Source organism: Lentisphaera marina, from assembly GCF_028745505.1.
Lineage (GTDB): Bacteria > Verrucomicrobiota > Lentisphaeria > Lentisphaerales > Lentisphaeraceae > Lentisphaera > Lentisphaera marina.
In genome coordinates this window covers 1537069-1561956 of the sequence record NZ_JAQZZL010000001.1, presented here as the reverse complement: position 1 = coordinate 1561956, position 24888 = coordinate 1537069, and the positions used below count along the sequence as shown (strand labels likewise).

Sequence of the window (24888 nt, the reverse complement as noted above, 5' to 3'; positions counted from 1 at the left end):
TCAAAAAGCTATTCCTTCTTCCTCTTATCTACTTGAGGAACTTCAGTCACTTCATATTTCTTACGAAGGTTTGCGAGTTCTTTTTTCAATTTTGCGACTTCCGCAGCATACTCAGGGTTATTATACTGACTCTGCATTTCATCAGGATCATTTTTAAGGTCAAAAAACTCCCATTCTTCTCCATTGGGAACATCTATGCCATAAAAGCGAATGAGCTTAAAGCGCTTACCTGACACACCTTCGTGGCGGCGAACACTATGTGAACCATGAGGGTATTCATAGTAATGATAGTAAAGATGTTTTCTCCAATCACTGGGAGTTTCACCTTTTAGTAAGGGAACTAAGCTTTCTCCCTGCATATCTTCTGGAGCTTCAATGCCCGCCATATCTAAAAAGGTTTCGGCATAATCAATATTTTGTACAAGGTCAGAATTGCGAGACCCGGGCTTTGTTTTACCAGGCCATTTGGCAATGAGGGGTGTACTAAATGATTCTTCATACATGAAGCGCTTGTCAAACCAGCCATGTTCACCTAAGTAGAAGCCTTGATCAGAACCATAAATAACAATAGTATTTTCTTCTAGATCAGATTTTTCCAAATAATCCATTACTTGACCTACACAATCATCGATACTTTTAGCCGTTCTAAGATAGTCTTTCACGTAACGCTGATAAGCCCAACGAACCCACTCATCTGTGCCTTTCTCAATGTTCTTAGCATAGAACTCATCATTGCGAGGATCATAAGCTGCGTCCCAGATTTTTCTCTGCTCGGCATTCATACGGTAATAAGCACCGTGCTCGCCCCGAGGTTTGCCCTTCATCTTTTTAAACTGCTCCGTCATCTGCTTCTTTTCAGCTTCATCACGGATTTTTAAATCTCCTGCATGGCGCATGGTGATTTTCAAAGACATATCCTGCTTATGTGCGGCTGTACCACGTCCCTCATAATCATCAAAAAGATTATCAGGCTCAGGTAAAGTCACGTCATCATAGAGTCCCACATGACGCGGAGCTCCCATCCAAGTGCGGTGAGTCCCCTTGTGGTGCACCATTAACATGAAAGGCTTATCTTTATCTCTTTTATTTTCTAACCAATCTAGTGATTTTTCTGTTACAATATCTGCCACATAACCCGTGTAACTCGTTTTTCCCTGCTCAGTAATAAAGTCTGGATTGTAGTAACTTCCTTGCCCTGGTAGCACTTCCCAGTAATCAAAACCCTGCATTTTACCATTGAGGTGAATCTTCCCAATCATAGCCGTTTGATAACCGTTTCTTTGAAGGATTTTTTGGAACTGTTCTTGGTCGTGATTAAAGCCGCCCATATTATCAACTTTGCCATTGATATGACTATGCTTACCAGTCAAGAGTGTGGCACGACTAGGTGCACAAATCGAGTTAGCCACATAACTACGTTCAAAAAGCATCCCCTCATTAGCCAAACGATCTAAATGGGGCGTGGGATTAACAGTTTTTAAAATACCCCCATAAGCTCCAATAGCTTTCTGAGTATGGTCATCTGAGAAGATCCAGATAATATTGGGTCTAGTAGATTGAGCCAGTATGGGACTAGCAAACAGTAATAAGATTAACTGACTAAGTAACTTGGGCATTTAACACTCCTTAAGGCTTATATAATATTCATCACTGAAGATACACAGTCCATTTAGGAAAAGTTACTTTTATCTCAAGGTTCTTGGAAAAATTCATTAAAGAATTCATGTAAAACCTATAAAACTTGAATGTGCTTTAGCTTATTAAATGAAAAATGCCGCCAAATGTCGGCATTTGTGAAATCACTTTTTCTTCTTTTTCTTTGAAGAGGTTTTTTGTGGAAGCTCCGCCACTTCATATTTATCTCTCAAATTCGCAAGCTCTTTTTTTAGCTTTGCGATTTCCGCAGCATACTCAGGGTTCTTATACTGACTCGTCATTTCTTTAGGGTCATTTTTCAAATCAAAGAATTCCCATTCTTCCCCATTAGGTACATCTTTTCCATAAAAACGAATCAATTTAAAACGTTTTCCACTTACGCCTTCATGACGACGTACGCTATGCGCTCCTGGGTATTCATAATAGTGGTAATATAAATGCTTTCTCCAATTACTAGGACTCTCTCCTTTGAGAATTGGCACCAAGCTCTCACCCTGCATATCTTCTGGAGCTTCAATTCCTGCAATATCTAAAAAGGTTTCTGCAAAGTCGATATTTTGTACAAGGTCAGAGTTGCGTGTACTAGGCTTTGTGACTCCGGGCCATTTAGCTATGAGAGGTGTACGATAACTTTCTTCATACATCAAACGCTTATCAAACCAACCATGCTCACCAAGATAAAAACCTTGGTCAGCCGAATACATAACGATAGTATTTTTATCAAGACCACTGGCTTTAAGATGATCTAAAATAAAACCAATATTTTCATCAACACCAGCAATACAGGCCAAATAATCACGCATGTACCATTGGTACTTCAAACGGATGAGAGCTTTTTTATCATTAGGATCAAGTGCAGCTAGTTCCTTTTGACGTTCGGGCTGCTCTGCCTTGACATCCTGCTTCATACGCATTGTAATATCAATACTCATATCTTGTTCATTAGCAGCTGTACCACGCCCTTTATAATCATCAAATAGCGTATCGGGTTCTGGGAATGTCATCGCACTAAATTTTTCTTTCCAACGAGTGGTAGGCTGCCAAGCTCTATGAGGTGCTTTATAATGCACCATAAGCATAAAGGGTTTATCAGCACTACGATCATTTTCCAACCAGTTCAAAGCTCTCTTTGTGATGACGTCCGTAGAATGTTCACCTTTATAAACTGTTTTTCCCTCTTCAGTCACAAAACTGGGATCCCAGTACTTCCCTTGCCCAGGTAAAACTTCCCAGTAATCAAAACCCTGCATTTTACCACTCAAATGAATCTTACCAATCATGGCCGTTTCATAACCATTTTTCTGTAATATCTTTTGAAACTGTTGCTGGTCATGGTTAAAGGGACCACGGTTATCTATTTTTCCATTTATGTGGCTATGCTTACCTGTTAACAAAGTAGCACGACTTGGTGCACAAATTGAGTTTCCAACATAAGCTCTATCAAAAACTAAGCCTTCTTTTGCAATGCTATCTAAATTTGGTGTTAAGTTTAAATTCTCGAAACGCCCACCATAAGCTCCTATTGCCTGAAAAGCGTGGTCATCTGAAAAGAGCCACAGGATATTAGGCCTCTTTGCTTCCGCATAAATAGGGCTTAGCATCATTAAAAATATTAAAGCATTTATCAATTTAGTCATTTAGTTCTCCACTTGAGTCATTAAATATTTGTTCATATTTAGTACAAAGCTACATTGGGAATAATTACACGAAAAATCATTTTTATACAATATTTATTTAAAACACAAGTAATCTCCTGCTCATTCACAGTGTAGTAAAAATAAAAAAAGGGCGGCTATTGAAAAAATTTACAATTATCATATTTGCATTTATCTGTATCGTTTCAGCTAAGGAAAAACCAAATATAATCCTCATCATGGCCGATGATGTCAGCTGGGAAGCATTTGGCTCTTATGGTGCAGAAGACTATAAAACACCTGTTTTAGATAAGATGGCCGATGAAGGTGTTCAATTTCAACATTGCTATTCCACACCCATTTGTACCACTTCGCGTGTTATGATAATGACTGGCCAATACAATTTCCGCAATTACACCCACTTTGGATATTTGAACCCAAAGGACAAAACTTTTGGCCACCTCATGCAAGAAAATGGCTATAAAACTGCCATAGCTGGAAAATGGCAACTCAATGGCTTATATAATTCGCTTCCTGGCCATGACGACAAGAGCAGACCCCATAAAGCTGGGTTTGATGAATATTGCCTGTGGCAGTTAACTCAGCAAAAAAAGTCTGCTGGCGAACGCTTTTGGAGTCCCATGATTGAAAAAAATGGAGAAGTTATAAGCAAAGAAACTAATAAAAATCTTTTTGGACCTGATTTATTTGTTGATTTCATTTGTGATTTTATCGATAAAAATCAAGAGCAGTCCTTTTTTGTTTACTACCCAATGGTTCTAGTCCACGATCCTTTTATCCCATCTCCTGATACAGTTGCTTCCGCTAGTCGAGGCCATGAAAGAAACAAAGAACCTAAAGATATGCAGGCTAAGAAACAAAACTTTGTAGCGATGGTCGAATATACCGACAAATTAGTTGGGCGCATCCAAACAAAACTTAAAAGTATTGGCCAACTTGAGAATACCATTATTATTTTTACCGCAGATAATGGCACGCACCCCAAGATCACTTCCAATTGGAATGGACAAAAAGTAAAAGGCGCTAAGGGATCGATGCTTGATGCCGGAACTCATGTCCCACTTATCGTTTCATGGCCAAACAAGATTTTAAAAGGTATTAAGACTGATGCTTTAGTCGATTTTACCGACTTCTACCCTACCTTAGCTGCCATAGTAGGCATCACTTTAAATAATAGCGACCCAATTGATGGTGTAAGCTTTCTTCCGACTTTACTCGGAAAAGAGCGAGATGATCGAGAATTTGTGCTCTGTCATTATCAGCCCTACTGGAATAAAAAACCGGGTCAGTTTGCGAGAACCGCAAAATATAAACTTTATCGAGATGGCCGTTTCTATCAACCTGCTAAGGTTTTACTTGAGAAAAACGATCTTTCAAAAAACATTAATTCAGAAGAGATGATGACTGCCTATAAAAAGCTCAAAGCCTTTCTTGCCACTTGTCCTCCAGCTCCTGAAAATAAAAAAGAAGATAGGAATGCTAAAAACAGACCTACCTTCTCAAATTGGACTAAACTACAGTAGTGTTACCAGCTACCATCAGTTTGCTGACGATCAACCTCTGTATCAAGAAATGGTGCAGGGTCTTGCCAGCAATCAGGCTTCATAATTTTGCCATCTTCACGACGAATAACTTTACCATCGACAACTTTTTGCATATTAGCTCTGTGCACAATATCGAAGAGTGGATCTAAGTTCATCCCGTGACGAACTGCCGTATCACAAATATAATAAATCGCATCAACTAGTGCGTCGGATTGCTCAGTAATATTAGTTGCTTCTTCCAATTCATCTAATTCGTCATTGACCATGCTGCGAATAAAAGCGATAGCATCTTTCGTCATTTCAATTGGTTTTGCGGGATTAGCCTCATTACAGGCATCAGAAAATTCTTTGACTTTTGTACAGTACATTTTTTACCTAATTAATATTTAATTGTGAAAGTGTTTTGCGTCTTTGTAAGACACGTGGATCGGTAGATTTTTTCTCTTTCATATTACTTAAAATCTCAACGGCCTGTTGCATAGCTGTTGTATAATAATCATAACGCTCATCTCTTTCAATGCGAATGAGTGTATCGACAAATACTTGAACATCTTCGGGAATTCCAGACATTTTACTAGCAGTCTGCAAACGCATATTCTTGATCTGGCTCTTGACGATATTCATAATATCTTTCGCACTAAAGTACGCTTCACCTTTGATTAAGTGATAAAGAACCATGCCCAGAGAATACATATCCGCACGTATATCTTCACCCTGCCCCTTAATCCTTTCTGGGGGCATGTAGAGCGGCGAACCTAAAATTTCATCTCCATCATATTGCCAAGCTTCTATAAGCTCCATACAAAGCCCATAATCTACCAAGACAATTTGATTGTCAGGTGAAACAATGATGTTTTCGGGTTTCAAGTCACGGTATAAGTAGCCTGTTGTATACATGTGTTGTAAAGCAATTAGAATATCTAAGGCGTAATACATGGCTAACTCAACGTTAAAACCGCCAGGAATACCTATAAGTTGATCGAGGCGAATGCCTTCCACCATCTCCATCACCATGTAAACATTGCCATTATCGCGACCATAAGCAAAAACTTGTGCAAGGTTGGGATGTTCACCAAATTGGTGGCCAATTTTCGCTTCTGCTAAAAGAAGGTCAATAATATTTTGGCGTGTCTCATTCGCTTGAAGAACTTTTACTGCGCCTTTTACCTCGGGGTCTTCGACATGACGAGCTTGGTATACGGCTCCCATGCCACCGCCACCAATGGGCTTATAAACCCACCACTGATCTAATTTTAAGGGAATTAAGTTTAAGTCTTTACACTTTGGGCAATGAACCATATTGAGTGGTTCATGTTCGTCGAGGACTATCTTTTTATGACATTTGCCGCAGGGTAAATAGCCTTTTTCAAATTTAGCGATATTTGATTTTTCATCATCTCCCAACCCTAACATGCCCATCAAGCCCATCGACGCACCCTTGCTTTATTTACATAACTTTAAATTTCGGTAGATCTTGTATATCTATCACTCCAGATACTTTATCATCTTGATCGACAACGGGTATCGCATTAATATTTTTTTCTCGTAAAATATCTAAAATATCTACTGCCATTTGGCTTTTGTAGAGCTTGGTAGGACTTTTTACCATAACTTCTGAGACTTTGCGTTTCAAAAAATCGACGTCTTTAGCGATCCCACGTTTCAAATCTCCCGTAGTAAAAATCCCTAGTAAATCATTACTTTCATTGGAGACAATTGACATACCTCCTTTACTTTTACACATGGCTAAAACAGCTTCTTGAACCAAAGTATCTTCTTCAATTACAGCAACGCGATCACCTGTTCTCATCAAGTCTTCGACAGTCAAAGTAATGGCACGCCCAATCGCACCTGATGGGTGTAATTTTCCATAGTCGTTGATCTTAAAATCGTGAACTTCCATTAACACCATGGCAAGTGCATCGCCCAATGCCAACATCGCGGTTGTCGTCGTCGTAGGAGCTAAGTTGAAGGGGCAAGCTTCTGAATCAATTTTACAGGGTAAAGAAATAGATGAACTTTGGCCTAAGCTTGAATCGACATTGCCAGTTAAAGACAGGACTTCTAAACCGAGGCGTTTAACCGCGGGAATTACTTTAAGAAGTTCATCGGTTTCTCCACTATAGCTTAAACCAATGAAAACATCGTCATCATACATCATCCCTAGGTCACCGTGCATTGCTTCTACTGGATGGATGAAAACGGCTCGTGAACCCGTACTCGATAAAGTGGAGGCCATTTTCTGTGCGATCTGACCACTTTTACCTATACCAGACAAGACCAATTTATTTTTATTTTTTAAAGCCTTTAAACAAATACTGACAAATTGGTTAAAGCGCTCATCGAGTTGATCCGCAATGCTTTGAATCCCTTTAGATTCTATATCTAAAACTTGACGAGCTTGAGGTAGGTAATCCATGATATCTCTTTGCTAAATTATATTTTCTATAAGCTAGCAAAGGCACGCCAAAAAGAAAGTTCTCCGAGCTCCATAAAGTCAATTATTTATGACAAACTTTAAGGAGCTCAAAAAGATTATTGCGACGCTCGCAAATTTAGTATTCTCGCTACAATCCTCATCATCAAATCAAAGGCCTCTACCCTGCGTTCTTCGGCATACTCAGGGTTCATTTCTATAGAGGGATTTGCCCCCACAAATGATTGCGCGGCAATAATAGCCCAATCCCAAAGTAATGATTCATTGGCTTCCACAAGTTTATCTTGGAAGTCATGAGGCATACGAATATATTTAACAAAACTCTTAGTCTTGTTATTCCATTCGTTGAAGAGAATCTGTCGGTCATCACCCTCGAGAACATTAATTTTATCTAAGAGTGCCTCACCATAGTACAGGAGACTTTGAACCAAAACTTCGAGAAGAAAATTTAGTCGTTCAGGATTAGTTTGTGATTCATTGAGTTCTATCGCCTCTTGAGAAGCCGATAACACAATTGCTTTGAGCTCTGGGACTTCTAAACGCGCGATTTCGTCTAGCGCTTGCCTTAACTCGAGTTCTAAGATATTAGGCATAATCTAAAAGTTCGTGATCGGGATTTTCTTTACGAGCGTAATCTTTTTCCCAAGGATTAGAGAAAAGCACCATGGGGCGGTCAAAACAATCTTGAACTAATTTTGAATTAAACGGCACCTGAAACTTACTCGCATCGCCTTTAATCCATGCTGAACAAGTATACGGAAGCATATCCAAGCGTGTATCAACTTTATATTCATCGCGCAGGCGGTGTTGAAGTACTTCGAACTGAAGACGTCCAACTGCAGCCAAAAATGGGTAAGAATAAGTATCGTTAAATTCATACATGAGCTGAATTGTTCCCTCTGCCGATAACTGCGCAAGTCCCTTATCAATTGCCTTACGTTTCCCTAAATCTTTGGGCACGACACGTGCAAAAAGCTCTGGCTGGAAGTAAGGAAGTTTTTTAAATTCGAAACCACCTTTATGCGATACTGTATCGCCAATCGCTAAACCTGCAGTATTGACAATGCCAATTACATCTCCGGGGTAGGCATTTTCCAAAGTTTCACGACTCGCCGCCATCAAAACTTGTGGGGCCGCCAAACGGACTTTTTTCTTTGTCCTATGATGGAGAACTGACATATCTTTTTCATACACACCCGAATTAACACGCATAAAGGCAATACAGTCACGGTGTTTAGGGTTCATGTTCGCCTGAAGTTTAAATACGTAGGCAGAAAAGTCTTCATTTGGGTCGATTTCTATTTCTTCACCAGCATTTGTGTCGGCTGGTCGAGGAGCAGGAGAAGGTGCTAATTCGATAAGTGCGTCAAATAAAGGCTCCACACCGTAGTTATAAATCGCAGAACCAAAAAAGACCGGTGTCACTTTACAGTCTAAGTACAATTCTCTTGAAAATTCATTACCTGCCATTTCCAACAACTCCAGATCTTCCCTGAGAGTATCAAACTCTTGATCGGAAATTTTGTCATTACCTATACCCGTCGCAACATCAATGTAATCAACATGAGGTTTTGCTGCCCCACCTGCTTCTGATTTTGTGTAAAGGTTTAATTCATTCTTTACTCGATCGGCTATACCCTTGAATTCTTTACCCGCACCTACTGGCCAGTTTTGTGCTGAAGCAGGAATACCTAAAACGCTTTCTACTTCTTCCATCAGTTCAATTGGGCCTTTACCATAAGCATCCATCTTATTCACAAAGGTAATAACGGGAATACCACGTAGGCGACAAGCCTCAAATAATTTACGAGTTTGAGCTTCCACACCCTTGGCACAGTCAATGACCATGATTACAGAGTCCGCCGCCGTCAAAGTTCTATAAGTATCTTCGGAGAAATCTTGGTGACCAGGCGTATCCAAGATATTGATCTTGCAGTCTTTATATTCGAACTGCATCGCTGAAGCTGTAATAGAGATACCACGTTCTTGTTCCATGCTCATCCAGTCTGATGACGCAGCTTTTTGACCTTTACGTGAGCCCACCATACCAGCTGTACGAATCATTCCTGAGTAAAGGAGAAGCTTTTCTGTGAGAGTTGTCTTACCAGCATCCGGGTGAGAAATAATTGCGAAAGTTCGGCGACGAGTAATTTCGTTCTTTATGTCCATGTTTGCATTCCATATAAATTTAATTCGCACAAAATAAGCGCAAATCTATTGCTTGCACGGTGATCTACCAAAATTCTTCCGCTTTACTTATTAAATAGGTCTATGCGGAAGCTTGTTCACCATCATACAATTGGGGGAATATGTGCAAATCAATTATTTTTCGGAAGGAATTACAATACCCTTCATAATAACTTTTTGGCAGGCTAAAAAGATCACTAGAGTTGGAACTGCCGCCACCACTAAACTGGCAAAAATCACTGCTTGGGAAGCTTCCGTTTGAAGTTTAAAGAGGTAAACCATAATCGTCCACATTGATTCATCCTGGCAAATCAATAAAGCATACATAAAATTACCGTATGCCGCCGTAAAACTATTCAGAGCAATAAGCGCTAAAACAGGTTTGGACAAATTCAGAGTTATTTGCCAAAACATCCTAAATTCACCTGCACCATCAATAGCTGCTGCTTCATAGAGTTCTTTAGGCAATGAGTCAAAAAAACCTTTCAAAATAAAAATTGAATAGCCATTCGCCATCGTCGGAAGAACCAAAGCCCAGAAGGTATTCAACATCCCCAACTCCTTAAGAAGTAAAAAAGAAGGAATCTGGGTAACCGCAATTGGAAAGGCCATGGTGCACATAAAAAACATCAGAACTTTATAAGTACTCGGCAAGTCATAACGACTCAATGCATACGCTGCTAAGGGGTTAACAATTAGCGCACTTATGATACTGAGTAAGCAAAACACTAGCGTGACCCAAGCTGCCCGGCCCTGCTGAGTTAAATAATTAAATACAAAACGAACATTTATACTCGCCAATTGCCAACGTAAACGATTCGTATTTTTAATCACATAATCATAGTCTATTGCAGACTGAGGAATAGAGATATCGTGAATTGAACTAAAGTTTTTTCCTAAATGATGATTAATCGCTTTTATATCACCAAACTTCTTTAATAAATAATTTTGAAACTCGATTTGCGGACCTCGCAAAATGATCTGCTGGTAATTCGCAGCACGCTCAATGTAAGCACCATATAGTGCCGCTTCTTGAACATCTTCGGGCATTTCTTGACTTAAGCTAAGTTTATCAAAAGATTTCAGCTTAGGATAAACCTTTTTAGCAGCTTCAAGATTATTGTGAAAATTACTTTTAATAAACTCACGAAAGTTTTGATCTTGTCCGCTTTTCATATTGATGTAACGCGGATTCAAAAACTGACGAACAAAACTATCTCTTTGTTTCACATACCAATCATTACCCTGATTATGAAATAAGTGAAGCTCACTAATTTTCTTAATGCTTAAGCCTGTCATCTGATTGACTTTTTTAATGTCATTTCCAGTAAAAGGCAAAATCATGCGACTACGAAATTGACCATCTATGCTGGGGTAATAAAGGTTTTCTTCTTTCATACTTTGCTTATATGAAAGCAGTTCCTGCATGAGACGTGAATCATTCTGTGTAAAACTCTTATTGAAAAAATTCTGTTGAATCAGGGCACTCGCCATCGATTGCCAATTGGGCATATTCAAGTTTAGGGCCTCATTGGTGTTCTTAAGCCCCCCAAACTTACTATCTAAATGTTGAATAAATGCCAAACCAAATTCGGGTAAATTTTGATTACTCGCATTCACGTGCCCAAGCTTAGAATTAAGAGGATGCGCTTTTTCATTTTCTCGAAACTCTTGATAGTACTTCAAAATCATTTTTTCAGAAACTAAATCAACTGCCTGCAAATCAGTAAAATCCATTATTGCCAATGGATTTGAAGCATTAAAATCGTCAACTTTTGTGTATTTGCTCTCGCACCAAGCTCGGTAGAGTTCAACATCATCATGGAGATAACGAGGAATCACATTAAGTCGACCAGAGTTGTACTGACCTTTCATTGCCCCCGAAAACATCAACAAAAAGGGAAACACCATGCTGATTGCGCCAATAGATAAAAGTAGATAAAAACTAAAAATCAGTCCCCTTCCCTTAAATGACTTTCGAGAAACTTCGTTGAGGATGGGCATTAGTCATCCCCCGTAGTTTTAAACTCTAGGCGCGAGAGGATTTTGAGTTGATAAATTGTAAAACCAATCAAAAACAAACTCATAATCCACGCCATGGCAGTCGCTGGGCCAAAGTCCGTGTAAACAAAGGCTTTTTTGAAAATGAGCAAGCCCGTTACATTGGTCGCCCCATTGGGGCCACCACCCGTCATTGCTAAAACATTTTCAGCCGCATTAAAGCTCAAAATCACTTGACCAATCAAAGTGATAATTAACAAAGGCCAAAGCTTTGGGATCACCACATGGCGAATTTTTTGCCAGTAATTAGCGCCATCAATCTCCGCAGCTTCATACAAATCGGGTGCCACTCCTTTTAAAGCCGCTAAATAAATCAAGCAACCGGGGCCTAAACTTGCCCATGCCAAAGGCAGTATTAAGCATAACATCGCCAAATGCGGATCTTCGAACCAGAATTGCTGACTACCACCCATGAATGCAAATATTTGATTAAAAAGCCCCTGAGGACTGGGATCAAAAAACTGCTTCCAGAGAAAGATCACAACCAAGCCCGAGATCAAAGCTGGCAAATAATAGAGCACCCTAAAGAAAACCGAAAGTCGAGGAATTTCATCCAACATAACCGCTAGAAACAAGGGAGGTAACCAGGTGAGAAGAATAACTAAAAAAGAGTAATAAAAAGTCAACCAAATTGAATGCCAAAAATTGCCGTCGTAGAGGACATCGGCAAAATTATCAAAACCAACCCATTCAATAATGGGAATCGCAATTTTATAGTTTTGAAAAGCCATTAATGAGCCGCGCAATAAGGGGTAGTATTGCCAAAGCGCAACAATAAGGACGGCCGGTAAGAGGAGGCAATAAGCCTGCCAATATTTCTTAAAACTCCAAGCTCGTCCCTTCATTGATTGAGGCGATAAAATTTTAAAGACTCGATAAAAAGTAAAAATAAACAAAGAAAATAAAAGCAAAGTGACGATTGTCGCCACAATTCGACGCTGCTTTCTCTCCTCTATGGGTAATTCATCTAGCATCTCACGCTCTAGGTCCTTTTGCCCTTCTCGCAAAAAAGATAAGAGCGTCGACTTAATCACCTCTGGAGATTTACTTTCTAAATTACCTTCACGTGCCCACAAAATGGCGCGTTGCACAGGTTTATCTAAGTAATCATAAACTAGATCACAGTTTGTCCCATAGGGTTCTGGATTGGCTGATTCAATCAGGTTCTTATAAAGCTTTTTTAAGTCTTGATTGATGAATACATTATATTTTTCATATTCACTCCCTAAACGATCTAACAAATTGGGATTAATTGCTGAAATTTCATTAGCTTCAATAAAAGTATCAACTCGGATTTTCACCGCTTCTCGAGATTTGCGAAATGCCAACCATTGAAATGCGGCATCGCGGACACGTTTATCTTTTTGACCGCGAAATATCCCCCACATACGAGCATTGATTTCTGCACTGCTAATCCCACTTGGCCCTTCTGGCACGGGAGCAAAGCCCCATTGGGCTCCTGAGGTATCAACTTTCGCCATTTCATCACCACCGAGATAAGTCATTGCTATGGCTACTTTGCCTTCGTTCAAATGGCTTTTGTTTGAACTTGCGAAACCACGAGTTTTACCATCTTTTCTCAATCCAGCATGAAGTTTGGCATAAAACTCTAAAGCGGCGACCGCTTCCTCCTTGGCAAAACTCGCTTTCCATTGACCTTCTTCATCTTCCTCTAGCACTTGAGTCCCACTACTACTGAGGTAAGGCATAAAGTTCCACGATGTCCCATCTCTAGCTGTAGCGAAGACTCCATAATTGCTCGGTTCAGCTTCCACAACCTTTTCACAAACCTCGTACATTTCCACCCAATTCTTGGGAGCTTCATTGGGATCTAAACCACTGCGTGCAAATAAGTCTTTGCGGTAAATCATTGTCATCACTAAGGGATCGGCAGGAATCATCCAGGTCTTTTTCTCTTTTTGTCCTTCAACAGGCCCAAGCCTTCTAACAACTTTTTCTAAAGCGGGATGAATCAGGTGCCGTACACTTTCTTCACCATTATTTTTTGCGAACTCCGTAATATATTTATCTAATGGATAGAGAAATTCATTATCTATATAAGAGGCTGATTTTCGAAAATTTACGTAGAGAATATCTGGGGCAATACCCCCCGAAATGGCCAACAAAGGACCTACATCATTTTCGTTCCCCACTCCTGGTAGATTTAAACCCGCTGCATTGTGCAGACGAATGTTGGGATATTGCTTTTCAAAAGCCTTAAGCACACGCCATTCGGCTCTTTCAGAAGATGTATTTCCCGGACCTTGAGCCAAGCCCCAAACTCGCACATGAGTAATCCCCTTTTCATCTACTCCACTTTTCATTTCTACAGCATAGGCATTCATCAAGATACTTATGTAGAGCAATAAATATTTTAAGAAAAATGCAGCGTTCTTGAAAGACATAGATTTTAAGGAGGTTTAGGAATAAAAAGATGCCTGCAAAGTACTTCGATTGCGCAATTGAGTAAAGCTTAATAAGTTAACTTAAAAGCAAAGTTTTTCCGCATAAATTTAAATATAAATAATTTTCTTTTAAAGATAGAACAATAATTAAACACTTGTAACGTTTATATACTGAGTATTAATTGTACTTAAACAAACTGTTAAGGTTGGACGGATGAAAAATCTACGAAGTAAAACACAGATAAGTTTAGTTCCCACAAAAAAGCACATACGTCGCTTTTCTTTACTGATTACCTTACTTTTTTTATCTTTACTTAAGTTTGCCGTTGTTTCTTTTGGCACCCAAGAAGAAATCGTGGACAACACACTCTATGAAGAGGAAGCTCTTGTAGGACAATGGGTTAATGAAAAGCGTGCATATCATCCTATTACTTTTTACTCAAATGGTGTCTGTGAGACTCTGAATAATTACTTAGACTATCGCAAAATCAATCACAACACCTATTATCTTTATGGACGCAGCGGCCAAGTCGCCTTTGAAATCCAAGTACAAAACCCATCTCAAATTAAAATCCTGTCGAGCTTCGAGGATCAAGACCCTCGTGTTTATAGAAAAAAATAACTATTTTCCATACTCAATCGTATCTCAACCCATTTTTTCGCTATAGCCAAACATAGTTTTGAGCTCAAATTTATTCCAATTATTAAGATTCCATAAGGAATTTAATATAAGGCTTGTGTGACCATGTTTTTACTCGTTTAGTTAAGTAACAAGAAACTGAAGGAGAAATATCATGAGCTTAAAAAAACACTTTTCTTTAATAGAACTTCTAGTCATTGTCGCAGTGATTGGCATTCTATCTGGACTAATCTTTCATGCCAGTGGCGTCGCTCGAGAGCGTGCTAAACTAACGACTTGCCACAACAACCTAAAACAAGTCCAAACAATCTATGAAGTTTATCGAAAAGATCACCGAAAAACACCATTCAACGAGGACGCTGTCAGCCGTGAAGAATTTGGAGATTTTACCTTTGCAAGTGATTATGTAACGGAAGAAGATTTAGTATCATTTGTTTGCCCAGGTGACGAAGGTGCTAATGTCGCAAGTCATGCGGACTTAGATGGTAACACCTCTTACAGCTATATTCCAAGCGAAGAAGATGTCGAGAGTATGAACTTGGAAGCCAGTTTGTTACGAACATCCATAAACTATGATTTAGCTGCTTCAGACATTGACAATCCTGTTGTAAAGCTTGAGGACCTATTCCTCGTCATTTACGATAGGAATGCAAATAGTCATAAAGGCTATCTAAATATTGTTTATCTCAATGGTTCTGGAAGTAATAAAGCAGGGATTGCTACTACTTTACTCCCAGGCACATATGAACTTGATGATCCCGATCCCGATCCCGATGGCAACGACGGTAAAGTTAAGAACAACAATGGTCACGGCAATAATGTTGACGGTGTTGATTCTTCAAACAAAGGTAAATCTAAACAAGGTGAAGACACTGCAAATGAAGAAGGCGTTATCACTGATGACGAAAAAAAGAATAATGGTAGAGCTAAGTAGTTATTTAATAATTACTTAATCGCCTTCAGTTAAGCGACTCTAAATCTAGAGTCGCTTTTTCTTGCTCTGATTCTAAAAACTTGAGTGCATACGTGACTTTACGCTCGAAAAGCTTATGCTAATGTGAGGCTCTGAAAAACGGAGCCCTATGAAAAAAACATTCCCCATTATACTCAGTGCATTAATATACTTACCTGCATGCCTACTATTTTCCTTGTGTATCGAACACTTATGGCAACCGACCGCATACATGGTGAGCTTCCCTCGACTTTTTGCCTTGCTCATTACAAGTTTTTTGGCCACCTACTTTTTTCATAGATTGCTTCTTAAGAAAAAAGATTATAGCCCCTGGCGAAGAAGTTTAATTTGGATATGGACTGGGCCCGCATTTCTAATTTTTTTAGCGACTTCATATTGGCGACAAAAAACTTGCTTTAAGGACAATAAGAGTTATTGGTCATACTTTTTTAGCGACTCGTTAATTTTCCTAATTTATATAGCCTCTACTATATCACTTACTCTACTCAACTATAAACCCGTCACCCATGAAATGCTGTTTCAATATAAAAAGAAGCACATAAGTAAAGGTCTGATGTATTATAAAAAAGACTGGGGTTGGGTCGATAAAATCCACTACCGTCCCGACCACTTTAATGAAATCCTCAAAGCTTTAGAAGATTACAAAACTGAAATCACGCTTCATGATGGCTGGACCACTCCTTTACGCTTTCCTGTTCATTATAGCTGTACCTATGAATTTGTCGCTAGTACGACACCTATGGAAAGGTGGGCTCAAGCAACTGCAATGAGCACTCATTTCATGGCTTTGAATGAACGTGTACAAGAAGAGTCACCTTGGTATCATGGCAACCAACTTTCTGCTTGGCAATTTGATGATTTGAGCAGTGGTTTATTAGCCTGCTTACAACAATGTCCTGACGAATCCTTGCGTCCAAGTGGTTTAGAAATCTTCAACACTCAAGAAGTACTAGCTATATGGAGCCAAGAAGGCAAACAACAAGTTCCTATAAAAATGGACTTAGATCAAAGCTGGGCCTTAGTTCACAACAAACAAATTCGTCCTTTGATCGAGAATGCTCAATGGAAAATCAAAGAATTGGTTATTAAACATTAAAGTTCTTCAATACCTTCGGTATCATCTACCCAATCCATAAAGATTCTATAGGCTACAGCTAATAGTGTAGCTCCTAAAAACAGTCCGATGAGACCACTAGCCATCATCCCTCCCAATGCGCCGATAAGTACAACAGGCATGGGAGCGTCCACACCACGACCAAGCAAGATAGGCTTCAACACATTATCTGACAAAGCGCCGACTAAAAAATAAATAGTAAAGAAAATATTTGCTGCTAATGAAGATCCTGAGCTACTCCACATGTAGACAAGAACAGGGATAATAACAATCGCTGCGGGCAGTTGTAAAATACCTAAAAACATGACAAGCAATGCGAGGACAGCTGCGGCCGGGATCTTTGCTAAAACCAAGCCTATGCCAATAATTAAAGCTTGTATAAAAGCCACTCCTATAACACCCGTTGTTACCGAGCGAATTGTCATGACAGAAAGCTTTGTCAACTTTTCACCTCGCTCTTCACCTGTAATCCTATTGGCAATCCGTAACATTGCTGCACTTCCCTTGTCACCGAAAGCCATCATAAAGCCAGAAATAACTAAAGCTCCCATAAACATTGCTACAGATCCCATAGCACTCCCCGCACTAGCCAAGATTTTCTTAAAAAACCCAGTAATGGCCTCTTTATGATCGAGCATAAATGCTGAAACATCAACAGATGCCTCGGTCCATAATGCATATAACTTACGACCAATTATAGGCCATTCTTTAACATTTTCAGCAGGCGCTTTAATTTGCATCTTACCCGATTCATAAACTGAATAAACATCCTGAACATAATCCACTAGTGATAGGCCCAAAACAACTACAGGAGTTCCAATAATCAGACACCCAACTAAAACTATTAGAGTCGCTGAACGCCCCTGCTTATCTCCCAGCTTTTTAGAGAGTTTCTGATGAAGGGGAAAAAGCACAATCGCAATAATCAGAGCCCACAACATTAGCAAGGCAAAAGGCGCAAATACCTTTAAGCATAAATAAGATAAATATAAAATAAGGGTCATGCGGATCATCAAATCCATCATCGATTTTTTATTTAAAGGAACATTCTCGTTATTCATCTTCTCTCTTCAATTCTTAATTATTATTAATATGATTTTAAAAATGTGGGTACTAAGGTTTTATCAAGCTATCAAAGTTTAATTCTTCTACATAATACCAAGATAAAGTCGGTATCGGGCTAAAGCCTATGAGTCGAGTTTGTCCATCTTTCTCTAGCTTGACTTGACCAGACTTTTGATCCCGAATTGTTTTTATCAACTGAGGGTAAGGAAATTCTTTAAATTGAATCTCCGACTTATTTTTTTCTGCTTCTTCAAAATTCGACATAGCTTTTAAATTACTTAAAATAACCTTGCCCTGGTCATTAATAAGGAAACGGTTTTTTATTATCCCCGTCCGCTTATCTTCGGATGCGGCCATAATCGTATTATACGCATAATCAAATGTTATATCGATTGCAGAAACCCCAAGAAAATCATCCGTTTTTGAGTACAATGGTTGAACTGCAGAAACCACCAAGCCTTGACCAAACAGGTCGATGTATGGCGAACTCCAAAATAAATTCTTTTGAGTTTTAGAATGTTTAAACCAAAAACGAGTTCGAACGTCGTAGTCTTCTGTTAATTTCCCCATCCCTGGGTAATTGATTAACAAGCCATTAGCTAAACCAGAATAAACCCAACGAATTGCAAAGCCTTTATTTAATGCAAGATCTTCCAATTCAGTTTGCTCCAATCCATCACTAGCTAAAGCACTACTTTCGGACATATAAGTTAAGGTATCTTCTATAATCGGTGACAAAGCCAATAGTTCTTTTTGCGTATCTTTTAGCTGTAAGCCAGGAGCTAATTTATAGTTCCCTGATTTTACACTCACTTTATGACCATATAATTTTGAAGGCCTTAAACCGACTACATTCTCGGATTCATTTTTAAAATCTTTATAATCGAAAAAGCGAATTTCTTGCTCTTTATTTATGGATGGGTTTTCTATTAGATAAGTAACTTTATCAGCGTAGCGTTGAAGAATGTTTGACAACTTAGAAAAATGCCCATCAATTTGGTTCGCTCTTTGCTCTAAAGAGCTCTGGAAATTAATCAAAGTCAACTCTCGTTTTTGCGCTAGTTCAGACGCTCTTTGTTGACCTAACAGTGAACTGATGGTAATCGCAGCAAAAATCAGTAACAAACTTAAAACAGTTAAAGTTGTTGCCATCTTATGCTTATACAAAGACCTCGCCATTGCGCGCGAAAAATTATCTTTGTAAGCAATCGTTTCTCTATCTTGAAGATAGTTATTAATATCTTCTGCCAATAAACTCACATCATCATAGCGATCCTTGGGGTCATGAGACAAGGCTTTAGCAACAATCGCCCTAAGAGCCATAGGCAGCTTAATTTCCTTTTTAAGATGCCTCAGTGGTTCCAGTTGTCCCTTAATGGTTTTTTCTAAGAGTTCCTTTTCGCCACTCCCTTTAATATGACCATTTAAGGAGATAAGTTGATAGAGAATCGCCCCTAGAGCATACTGATCGGAGGCAAACTCCACATTACCAGAAAGAATGTATTCTGGTGCAACGAAGCCAGGTGTCCCAGATATTGAAGATTTTTTTCCTTCATTTTGTTTATTAAAGTCATGGTCTTCTGAAATGATTTTAGCTATCCCCCAATCCATTAAGTAAACTTCTCTAAAAGAACCCACCATAATATTCTCGGGTTTTAGGTCTCTATGAATAACTCGTTTATTGTGAGCATAAGAAATTGCTTCACATATTTTGATAAAGTAAGAAAGTCGTTCACTTAAAGCCTTTTGCTCAAAACTAACTAAATCTTTGCCTTGACGTTTTTTACACTCCAAAAGGTGGTCGTCAATAATTTCTTGTAAAGTTAAACCTTGGACCAACTTCATCGCCATATGGACGTAAGAGTTTTTCTCGCGAATAATACCATACATGGGTATAATAGATGGGTGATCTAGTTGCGCAGTAATACGCGCTTCCATAATAAAGTTATTTACTATCGCAGGATTAGTTAGAAAGTCTTTTTTTAAAGATTTTAAAGCAACGTATCGATGAAGTTTTTTATCTTTGGCCGTTTTGATTTCGCCCTGACCGCCTTCACTGAACTTCTCAATCTCTTCGAATAACGACTCAAGCTCATCGTAGAAATCGAGCCCTCCATCATCATGACGATCTAAATACTCTGTATTAGAAACAATAGTATTAAAGCGGCTATTAAACTTAGACTTTATTTGATCTTGTTCATTTGATTCAAACTCATCATCCGCAACAATCGTTTTTTGTACCATAAATCATCCCTCATTTATCTGCGCTAAATAATTGTCCCATAATTAAAAGCTCAGACTAAGGTAGCACACAAGTAAAAGAAATTATAAAAATATTTTTATATTCTCGGTTTTATACTCAAAAAGTTACTGCTTATAAGTCTAGCCAGAAAGAAATAGGCTTTTCAGTTATTAAATAACTTACAAAGAGTGAGTAATAAAAAAACTATTCTCGTTCCCAACGGTTAGAAATGTATTTCATCGCTTCTTTGATATTGAGCTCACGGGTGCCACCACCCGCACGCATGAAGAATTGAGTTTTATTGCCATTTTGGCAATAGACGGGGAACTTGGCTGGCAGTACCAAAATACGACAAATTTCTTTATCCTCTATTTTGTGAAACATGATATTGACTTTGGCACAGAGATCTGTGCCTAAATATGAAGCGATCAGACCATTTATATACTGCTCATAACCATCTGAGTTCTGTTTTTTAATTGTCGAATAATCTTTCTCTAAACCTAAGACTAAACCATCATCATCGACACCAATCAATAGCGTACCACCACGAGTATTCATAAAACCTGCAAGGGTCTTTATAATAACCAATTCTAAAGCTTTGTTGAGTTTTTCATTCTTGTAGTCCCAACGCATAGAAGACTTAAATTCTAAAACATCATTCTCGCCACCTTTGATAAGTGCTTCTAAGTCTTGTCCAGGCTGATTACTAAGGAAGTCAATCAGCTGCTCGCGCCTAGCAATTTCTTTAAGGTAAAACCAAAACATAAAGCCAATGCACATACCCACAATAGCAAACGATATCGTCACTAAAATCGTATCTGGATTAAAAGATCTCAGCATCACTTTCGTAAGATAAGTGGGCAAGGGAACGTCTGGGTTGGCGGGAAGTTCAAACTCTAGCCAAATGAATAAGCCGACTAATGGTTTAAAAACAAAAACACCAATAATCGCACCCATGGGTATAAAGCTTGCTAAAACCTTTTTAGATAAAACTCTATTTCTCATTTTCCCTCAGTTACGTTTGATATAAAAAAAGTTGATCCTTATTTAACATAAAGCAATTGTGGACTACAACTTATCGAGAGTTTGAATCCCTACCATTGATAGACCCCATTTCAATACGCGACCAACACCACCAGCGAGTGCCAGGCGTGATTGCTTAAGCTCTTCATCTTCGAGCTTCATAATTGGACATGAGTTCCAGAATGAACCAAAGTCACGTGCCAATTCGTAGAGGTGATTGAGGAGAAGATGTGGAGCTAAATCACGTACCACGCCCTGCCACACATCAGGTGTTGAGGCAATTTTCTTGATCAATTTAATTTCTTGCTCTTCGGTGAGTCTAGCGAGATCAGTACTATCAACTAAACTATCTACATCTACGCCTGCTTTGCGAGAAAGGCCACGAGTACGAGCATAAGTCATCAGTATATAAATTGCTGTATTCCCATCTGTCGCCAACATTTTATTCCAATCAAATTTATAATCTGTCGCTACACCATGACTTAGATCAGAATACTTAACTCCTCCGAGGCCCGCAGCAAATGCGATTTCTTTGTATTCTGCTTCGCTCAGGTCCGGCGTCAACTCTTTAGCTAGGTCACCTGCACGACTCTCTGCTTCAACTAAAAGATCTTTTAACTTTACAGTACCGCCTGTTCTCGTTTTGAAAGGTTTACCATCTGCACCAAGCATCATACCAAAGCCGATGTGACGCATAGAGTCTTTCGGTGCCCATTCCATTAATTCTGAAATGGCAAAAACTTGATCAAAATGAGTTTTCTGACGCGCATCAGTTACATAAATAACTTTATCTGCTTTTTGTTCGGCAAAACGATAACGAATAGCCGCTAAATCAGTCGTCGCATAAATAAAGCCACCATCAGATTTTTGAACAATTGTAGGAAGTGGCTCGTCATCTTTGTTCTTATACCCATCGAGAAAAACCCCCCAAGCACCCTCTGTCTGTACCGCTTTACCTGCAGATTTCAGGTCTTCCACAACATCTTTTAGCATATCATTATAAGCGGATTCTCCACGATCGGTGATTTTGATATCGAGTTGGCCATAAATTTCGTGACAATGCTTTAGACTTTCGTCACAGAAAACTTTCCACACAGCTAAAGTAGCTTCATCACCTGATTGAAGATCGACAACCGCACGGCGAGCCGCATCCTTAAAATCATCTGAGTCATCAAATCGTTTTTTCGCTTCGCGATAGAACTCTTCTAAATCTGCAATCTCAAAACTCTCGGGATTTTCCAAGGCCTCAGGACTTGTTTCGCGAATAAACTGAATGAGCATACCGAACTGAGTCCCCCAATCCCCCACATGGTTCATTCTCAACACTTCGTGACCATCAAATTCCATAAAGCGAGCGACAGAATCACCAATTATAGTGGAACGCAAGTGCCCCACATGCATTTCTTTCGCTAAGTTAGGACCAGAAAAGTCGACCAATACACGTTCGGGCTTTGCGACTTTCGCAATCCCTAAACGTTGGTCACGTAAAATATTGATTGCGTAGTCCGCAAGAACATCATTTTTGAGCTTAAAGTTAATAAAACCAGGCCCCGCAATTTCAGGCTCTTCGCTAAGACTGGAGACTTCGAGTTTCTCCATAATAGCACTTGCAACCTCTCTGGGGTTCACTTTCTCACCACGAGCTTTTGCTAATTTACCCGCAAGTTCCATGGAAACATTGCACTGATAATCACCAAATTTGGGGTTTTGTGAAGGCACCAAAATAGCACCTTTAATTTCTATATCTCCAGCCACGGCATTCACGGCTAAGCTTACCTGGTCTCTCAATTGGGCGAGAAGTGATTTCATGCTCAATATTTCCTTGTTAAATTAAATTATTTTGAGGGATAATAATGGGGACGGCAACACTTACAACTCTATCAACTTACTTTTTTCACTAGACAACTTGAATTATTAACTTTTTAGTGAATTTTACGCAACCATATTTGGCTTCGGCCCCATTTTTTTGAAAAATTGCCTTTATCTGGGCACAATATTATTAGGACTTTGACATGAAAAGAGTTTTTGGTAAAAAGAATAAAAATACTAGTCGCCCTAGAAAATCAGGCGCTAGAAAGAAACGTCGTATCCTCGAACACAAAAAGCGCGTAATGGCTCTTGGTGTTCCTGAAGCAAAAGTTGCACAAATGAATACAAAGCAACTTCGCGATCACCTCAAGTCACCACAAAAGACAGCAGCTCAATACGCAGCATAAGTTTTTTGACTTAAGATTTTTAAAGAGACTCATTTTTGAGTCTCTTTTTTTGTGCCTATATTCATGAACTCTTATACGACAAGGAAACTTGTCTTTTAATAGAGCGAGCATAATTTTCACTTATAAGGAAAACTATGTATGAATGAACGCGATGACTTTAGCCCTAGGAAAATAAGCTCCCAGTCCGGAGTTTACGTTTTTCGTGATCGCTTCGCTAAAGTGATTTACGTTGGAAAAGCCAAATCCCTTCGCAAACGCCTTTCAACTTATTTTCAAGCTTCACGACTGGCATCTGCCGACCCCAAGCTACGTTCATTAATTAATAGCATCGCTTTCTATGAAACTTATGAAGTTAAGAGTGAGTCTGAAGCCCTCTTACTCGAATCTCGTTTCATCAAAGAATATTCACCCCACTATAATATTCTCATGCGAGATGACAAAAATTTCTACCTCGTCAAAGTCACTTTAAATGAACCCTACCCGAAGATCCTCCTCACACGAGTAAGAAAAGATGATGGCGCAGCCTATTTTGGTCCCTACCCCTGCTCCAACGCGATTCGCTCCACTGTAGAGTTCCTAATCCGTTACTTTAAACTGCGTACTTGCACGAGTCGCATTCCCGATTTAAGTGATCGCAAACACTGTAAAGAGCAAATCTTACGCAATTGCTCAGCACCCTGTGACCAAAGTGTAAGCCAAGAAAAATATCGTGAAAGCGTAAATGAAATGATAAAAGTTCTAGAAGGGCAAATTGCTGAGATTGTCGATGACCTAAATGAATCCATGCTAGCCTTTGGTGAGAAATTACAGTTTGAGAAAGCCGCCACTTACCGAGATATTATCACCAACCTTAAATCAGCTCTCAAACAACGACGCAGTTTCGTCAATGCCTCGATTAACCCCGAACACAAAGAAGACCCGGTAGTTGACCTACAAAAACGCTTAGAGCTCGATTCAGCACCTCATGTCATAGAATGTTTTGATAACTCTAACTTTCAAGGAACTCACGCGGTAGCCTCAATGGTGCGCTTTGTTAATGGAAAACCCGACAATAAAAGCTACCGGCACTTTAAAATCAAAACGGTTGAAGGCCCCGATGACTTTGCCTCGATGAAAGAGATTGTTTACCGCCGTTATAGTCGTTTACTTAAAGAAAAGCGTCCCCTTCCAGACCTCATTTTGATTGATGGCGGAAAGGGTCAACTCAGCTCAGCATTACAATCTATTGATGAATTGGGGATTGATCATATCCCAACTTATGGCTTAGCCAAAAAACATGAAATACTTTATACTCGTAATGATTCCGAAGGGAAAATTCTACCCCGTACTTCTGCTGGTTTAAAAATGCTGCAGCACTTACGCGATGAATCTCACCGCTTCGCCATAAGCTTTCACCGCCAACTCAGAAGGAAACAAGTGGCCAATTCTTTGCTGGACGATATACCCGGCATTGGCAAGAAAAGAAAAATGACCTTGCTCAATCACTTTGGCTCTGTTCGCGAGATCCGCAAAGCTGCCCCTCAGGACATTGCCGAAGCCGTCCCAGGTTTAGGTGAAAAATCGGCTAATTTAATCCTTGAATACCTCAAGAAAAATTAGTTGTTTTCCATCCTTTAAAAATTCATCTCAACGGGTATTTTGTGAGCTCTTAAAATAAAAGGATGGATTCA

The 24888-nt window shown here is 39.3% G+C and carries 19 protein-coding genes; 6 read left to right on the top strand and 13 right to left on the bottom strand.

Going from position 1 to position 24888, the window contains the following annotated elements; translation table 11 throughout:
- Positions 1-8: 8 nt before the first annotated feature.
- Together PQO01_RS06485 and PQO01_RS06480 are read right to left on the bottom strand one after the other, a co-directional pair.
- Positions 9-1616, bottom strand: coding sequence for a sulfatase family protein (locus tag PQO01_RS06485; RefSeq protein ID WP_274313222.1), 1608 nt, complete (start codon positions 1614-1616; stop codon positions 9-11).
- 183 nt (positions 1617-1799) lie between these two features.
- The gene (locus tag PQO01_RS06480; RefSeq protein WP_274313221.1) at positions 1800-3293 is read right to left on the bottom strand and encodes a sulfatase family protein; all 1494 of its coding nucleotides are present in this window, start codon (positions 3291-3293) and stop codon (positions 1800-1802) included.
- A 158-nt stretch (positions 3294-3451) separates the two neighbouring features.
- Here PQO01_RS06480 and PQO01_RS06475 point away from each other — a divergent pair, with 158 nt between their 5' ends.
- On the top strand, positions 3452-4834 hold the full coding sequence (locus PQO01_RS06475; protein WP_274313220.1) for a sulfatase family protein: 1383 nt from the start codon (positions 3452-3454) through the stop codon (positions 4832-4834).
- 2 nt (positions 4835-4836) lie between these two features.
- Here the strand turns inward: PQO01_RS06475 and PQO01_RS06470 are convergent, their stop codons facing one another.
- The 7 genes from PQO01_RS06470 to PQO01_RS06440 form a co-directional block, all read right to left on the bottom strand.
- Positions 4837-5223, bottom strand: coding sequence for a nucleoside triphosphate pyrophosphohydrolase family protein (locus PQO01_RS06470; RefSeq protein WP_274313219.1), 387 nt, complete (start codon positions 5221-5223; stop codon positions 4837-4839).
- Positions 5224-5230: 7 nt separating this feature from the next.
- The gene (locus tag PQO01_RS06465) at positions 5231-6268 is read right to left on the bottom strand and encodes a serine/threonine protein kinase (protein ID WP_274313218.1); all 1038 of its coding nucleotides are present in this window, start codon (positions 6266-6268) and stop codon (positions 5231-5233) included.
- 34 nt (positions 6269-6302) lie between these two features.
- The gene (locus PQO01_RS06460; protein WP_274313217.1) at positions 6303-7274 is read right to left on the bottom strand and encodes a KpsF/GutQ family sugar-phosphate isomerase; all 972 of its coding nucleotides are present in this window, start codon (positions 7272-7274) and stop codon (positions 6303-6305) included.
- Between the two features lie 116 nt (positions 7275-7390).
- On the bottom strand, positions 7391-7885 hold the full coding sequence (locus PQO01_RS06455; protein ID WP_274313216.1) for a hypothetical protein: 495 nt from the start codon (positions 7883-7885) through the stop codon (positions 7391-7393).
- On the bottom strand, positions 7878-9461 hold the full coding sequence (locus PQO01_RS06450) for a peptide chain release factor 3 (protein ID WP_274313215.1): 1584 nt from the start codon (positions 9459-9461) through the stop codon (positions 7878-7880). The genes PQO01_RS06455 and PQO01_RS06450 overlap by 8 nt, the downstream gene beginning before the upstream one ends.
- Before the next feature lie 153 nt (positions 9462-9614).
- Positions 9615-11483, bottom strand: coding sequence for a carbohydrate ABC transporter permease (locus tag PQO01_RS06445; protein WP_274313214.1), 1869 nt, complete (start codon positions 11481-11483; stop codon positions 9615-9617).
- Complete coding sequence (locus PQO01_RS06440) at positions 11483-13945, bottom strand: extracellular solute-binding protein (RefSeq protein ID WP_274313213.1); 2463 nt, start codon at positions 13943-13945, stop codon at positions 11483-11485. The genes PQO01_RS06445 and PQO01_RS06440 overlap by 1 nt, the downstream gene beginning before the upstream one ends.
- 214 nt (positions 13946-14159) lie before the next feature.
- Here PQO01_RS06440 and PQO01_RS06435 point away from each other — a divergent pair, with 214 nt between their 5' ends.
- From PQO01_RS06435 to PQO01_RS06425, 3 genes are all read left to right on the top strand, one after another.
- Complete coding sequence (locus tag PQO01_RS06435) at positions 14160-14567, top strand: hypothetical protein (RefSeq protein WP_274313212.1); 408 nt, start codon at positions 14160-14162, stop codon at positions 14565-14567.
- Positions 14568-14739: 172 nt separating this feature from the next.
- On the top strand, positions 14740-15519 hold the full coding sequence (locus tag PQO01_RS06430) for a type II secretion system protein (protein ID WP_274313211.1): 780 nt from the start codon (positions 14740-14742) through the stop codon (positions 15517-15519).
- A 148-nt stretch (positions 15520-15667) separates the two neighbouring features.
- On the top strand, positions 15668-16654 hold the full coding sequence (locus tag PQO01_RS06425; protein WP_274313210.1) for a hypothetical protein: 987 nt from the start codon (positions 15668-15670) through the stop codon (positions 16652-16654).
- On the opposite strand, the gene PQO01_RS06420 is transcribed toward PQO01_RS06425, so the two are convergent.
- The 4 genes from PQO01_RS06420 to argS all read right to left on the bottom strand — a co-directional run bounded on the left by PQO01_RS06420 (position 16651) and on the right by argS (position 22811).
- Complete coding sequence (locus PQO01_RS06420) at positions 16651-17733, bottom strand: AI-2E family transporter (RefSeq protein ID WP_274313209.1); 1083 nt, start codon at positions 17731-17733, stop codon at positions 16651-16653. The genes PQO01_RS06425 and PQO01_RS06420 overlap by 4 nt on opposite strands.
- A gap of 52 nt (positions 17734-17785) precedes the next feature.
- On the bottom strand, positions 17786-19981 hold the full coding sequence (locus PQO01_RS06415) for a protein kinase domain-containing protein (protein WP_274313208.1): 2196 nt from the start codon (positions 19979-19981) through the stop codon (positions 17786-17788).
- Between the two features lie 202 nt (positions 19982-20183).
- Positions 20184-20984, bottom strand: a complete 801-nt coding sequence (locus tag PQO01_RS06410) for an AlbA family DNA-binding domain-containing protein (RefSeq protein WP_274313207.1) — start codon at positions 20982-20984, stop codon at positions 20184-20186.
- Positions 20985-21047: 63 nt separating this feature from the next.
- Positions 21048-22811: an arginine--tRNA ligase gene (argS, locus tag PQO01_RS06405; RefSeq protein ID WP_274313206.1), complete on the bottom strand. Its 1764-nt coding sequence runs from the start codon at positions 22809-22811 to the stop codon at positions 21048-21050.
- A 203-nt stretch (positions 22812-23014) separates the two neighbouring features.
- Here argS and PQO01_RS06400 point away from each other — a divergent pair, with 203 nt between their 5' ends.
- Together PQO01_RS06400 and PQO01_RS06395 are read left to right on the top strand one after the other, a co-directional pair.
- Positions 23015-23218: a hypothetical protein gene (locus PQO01_RS06400; RefSeq protein ID WP_274313205.1), complete on the top strand. Its 204-nt coding sequence runs from the start codon at positions 23015-23017 to the stop codon at positions 23216-23218.
- A gap of 138 nt (positions 23219-23356) precedes the next feature.
- Entirely contained in the window at positions 23357-24817 is a 1461-nt protein-coding gene (locus PQO01_RS06395) for an excinuclease ABC subunit UvrC (protein WP_274313204.1), read from the top strand.
- Positions 24818-24888: the final 71 nt, after the last annotated feature.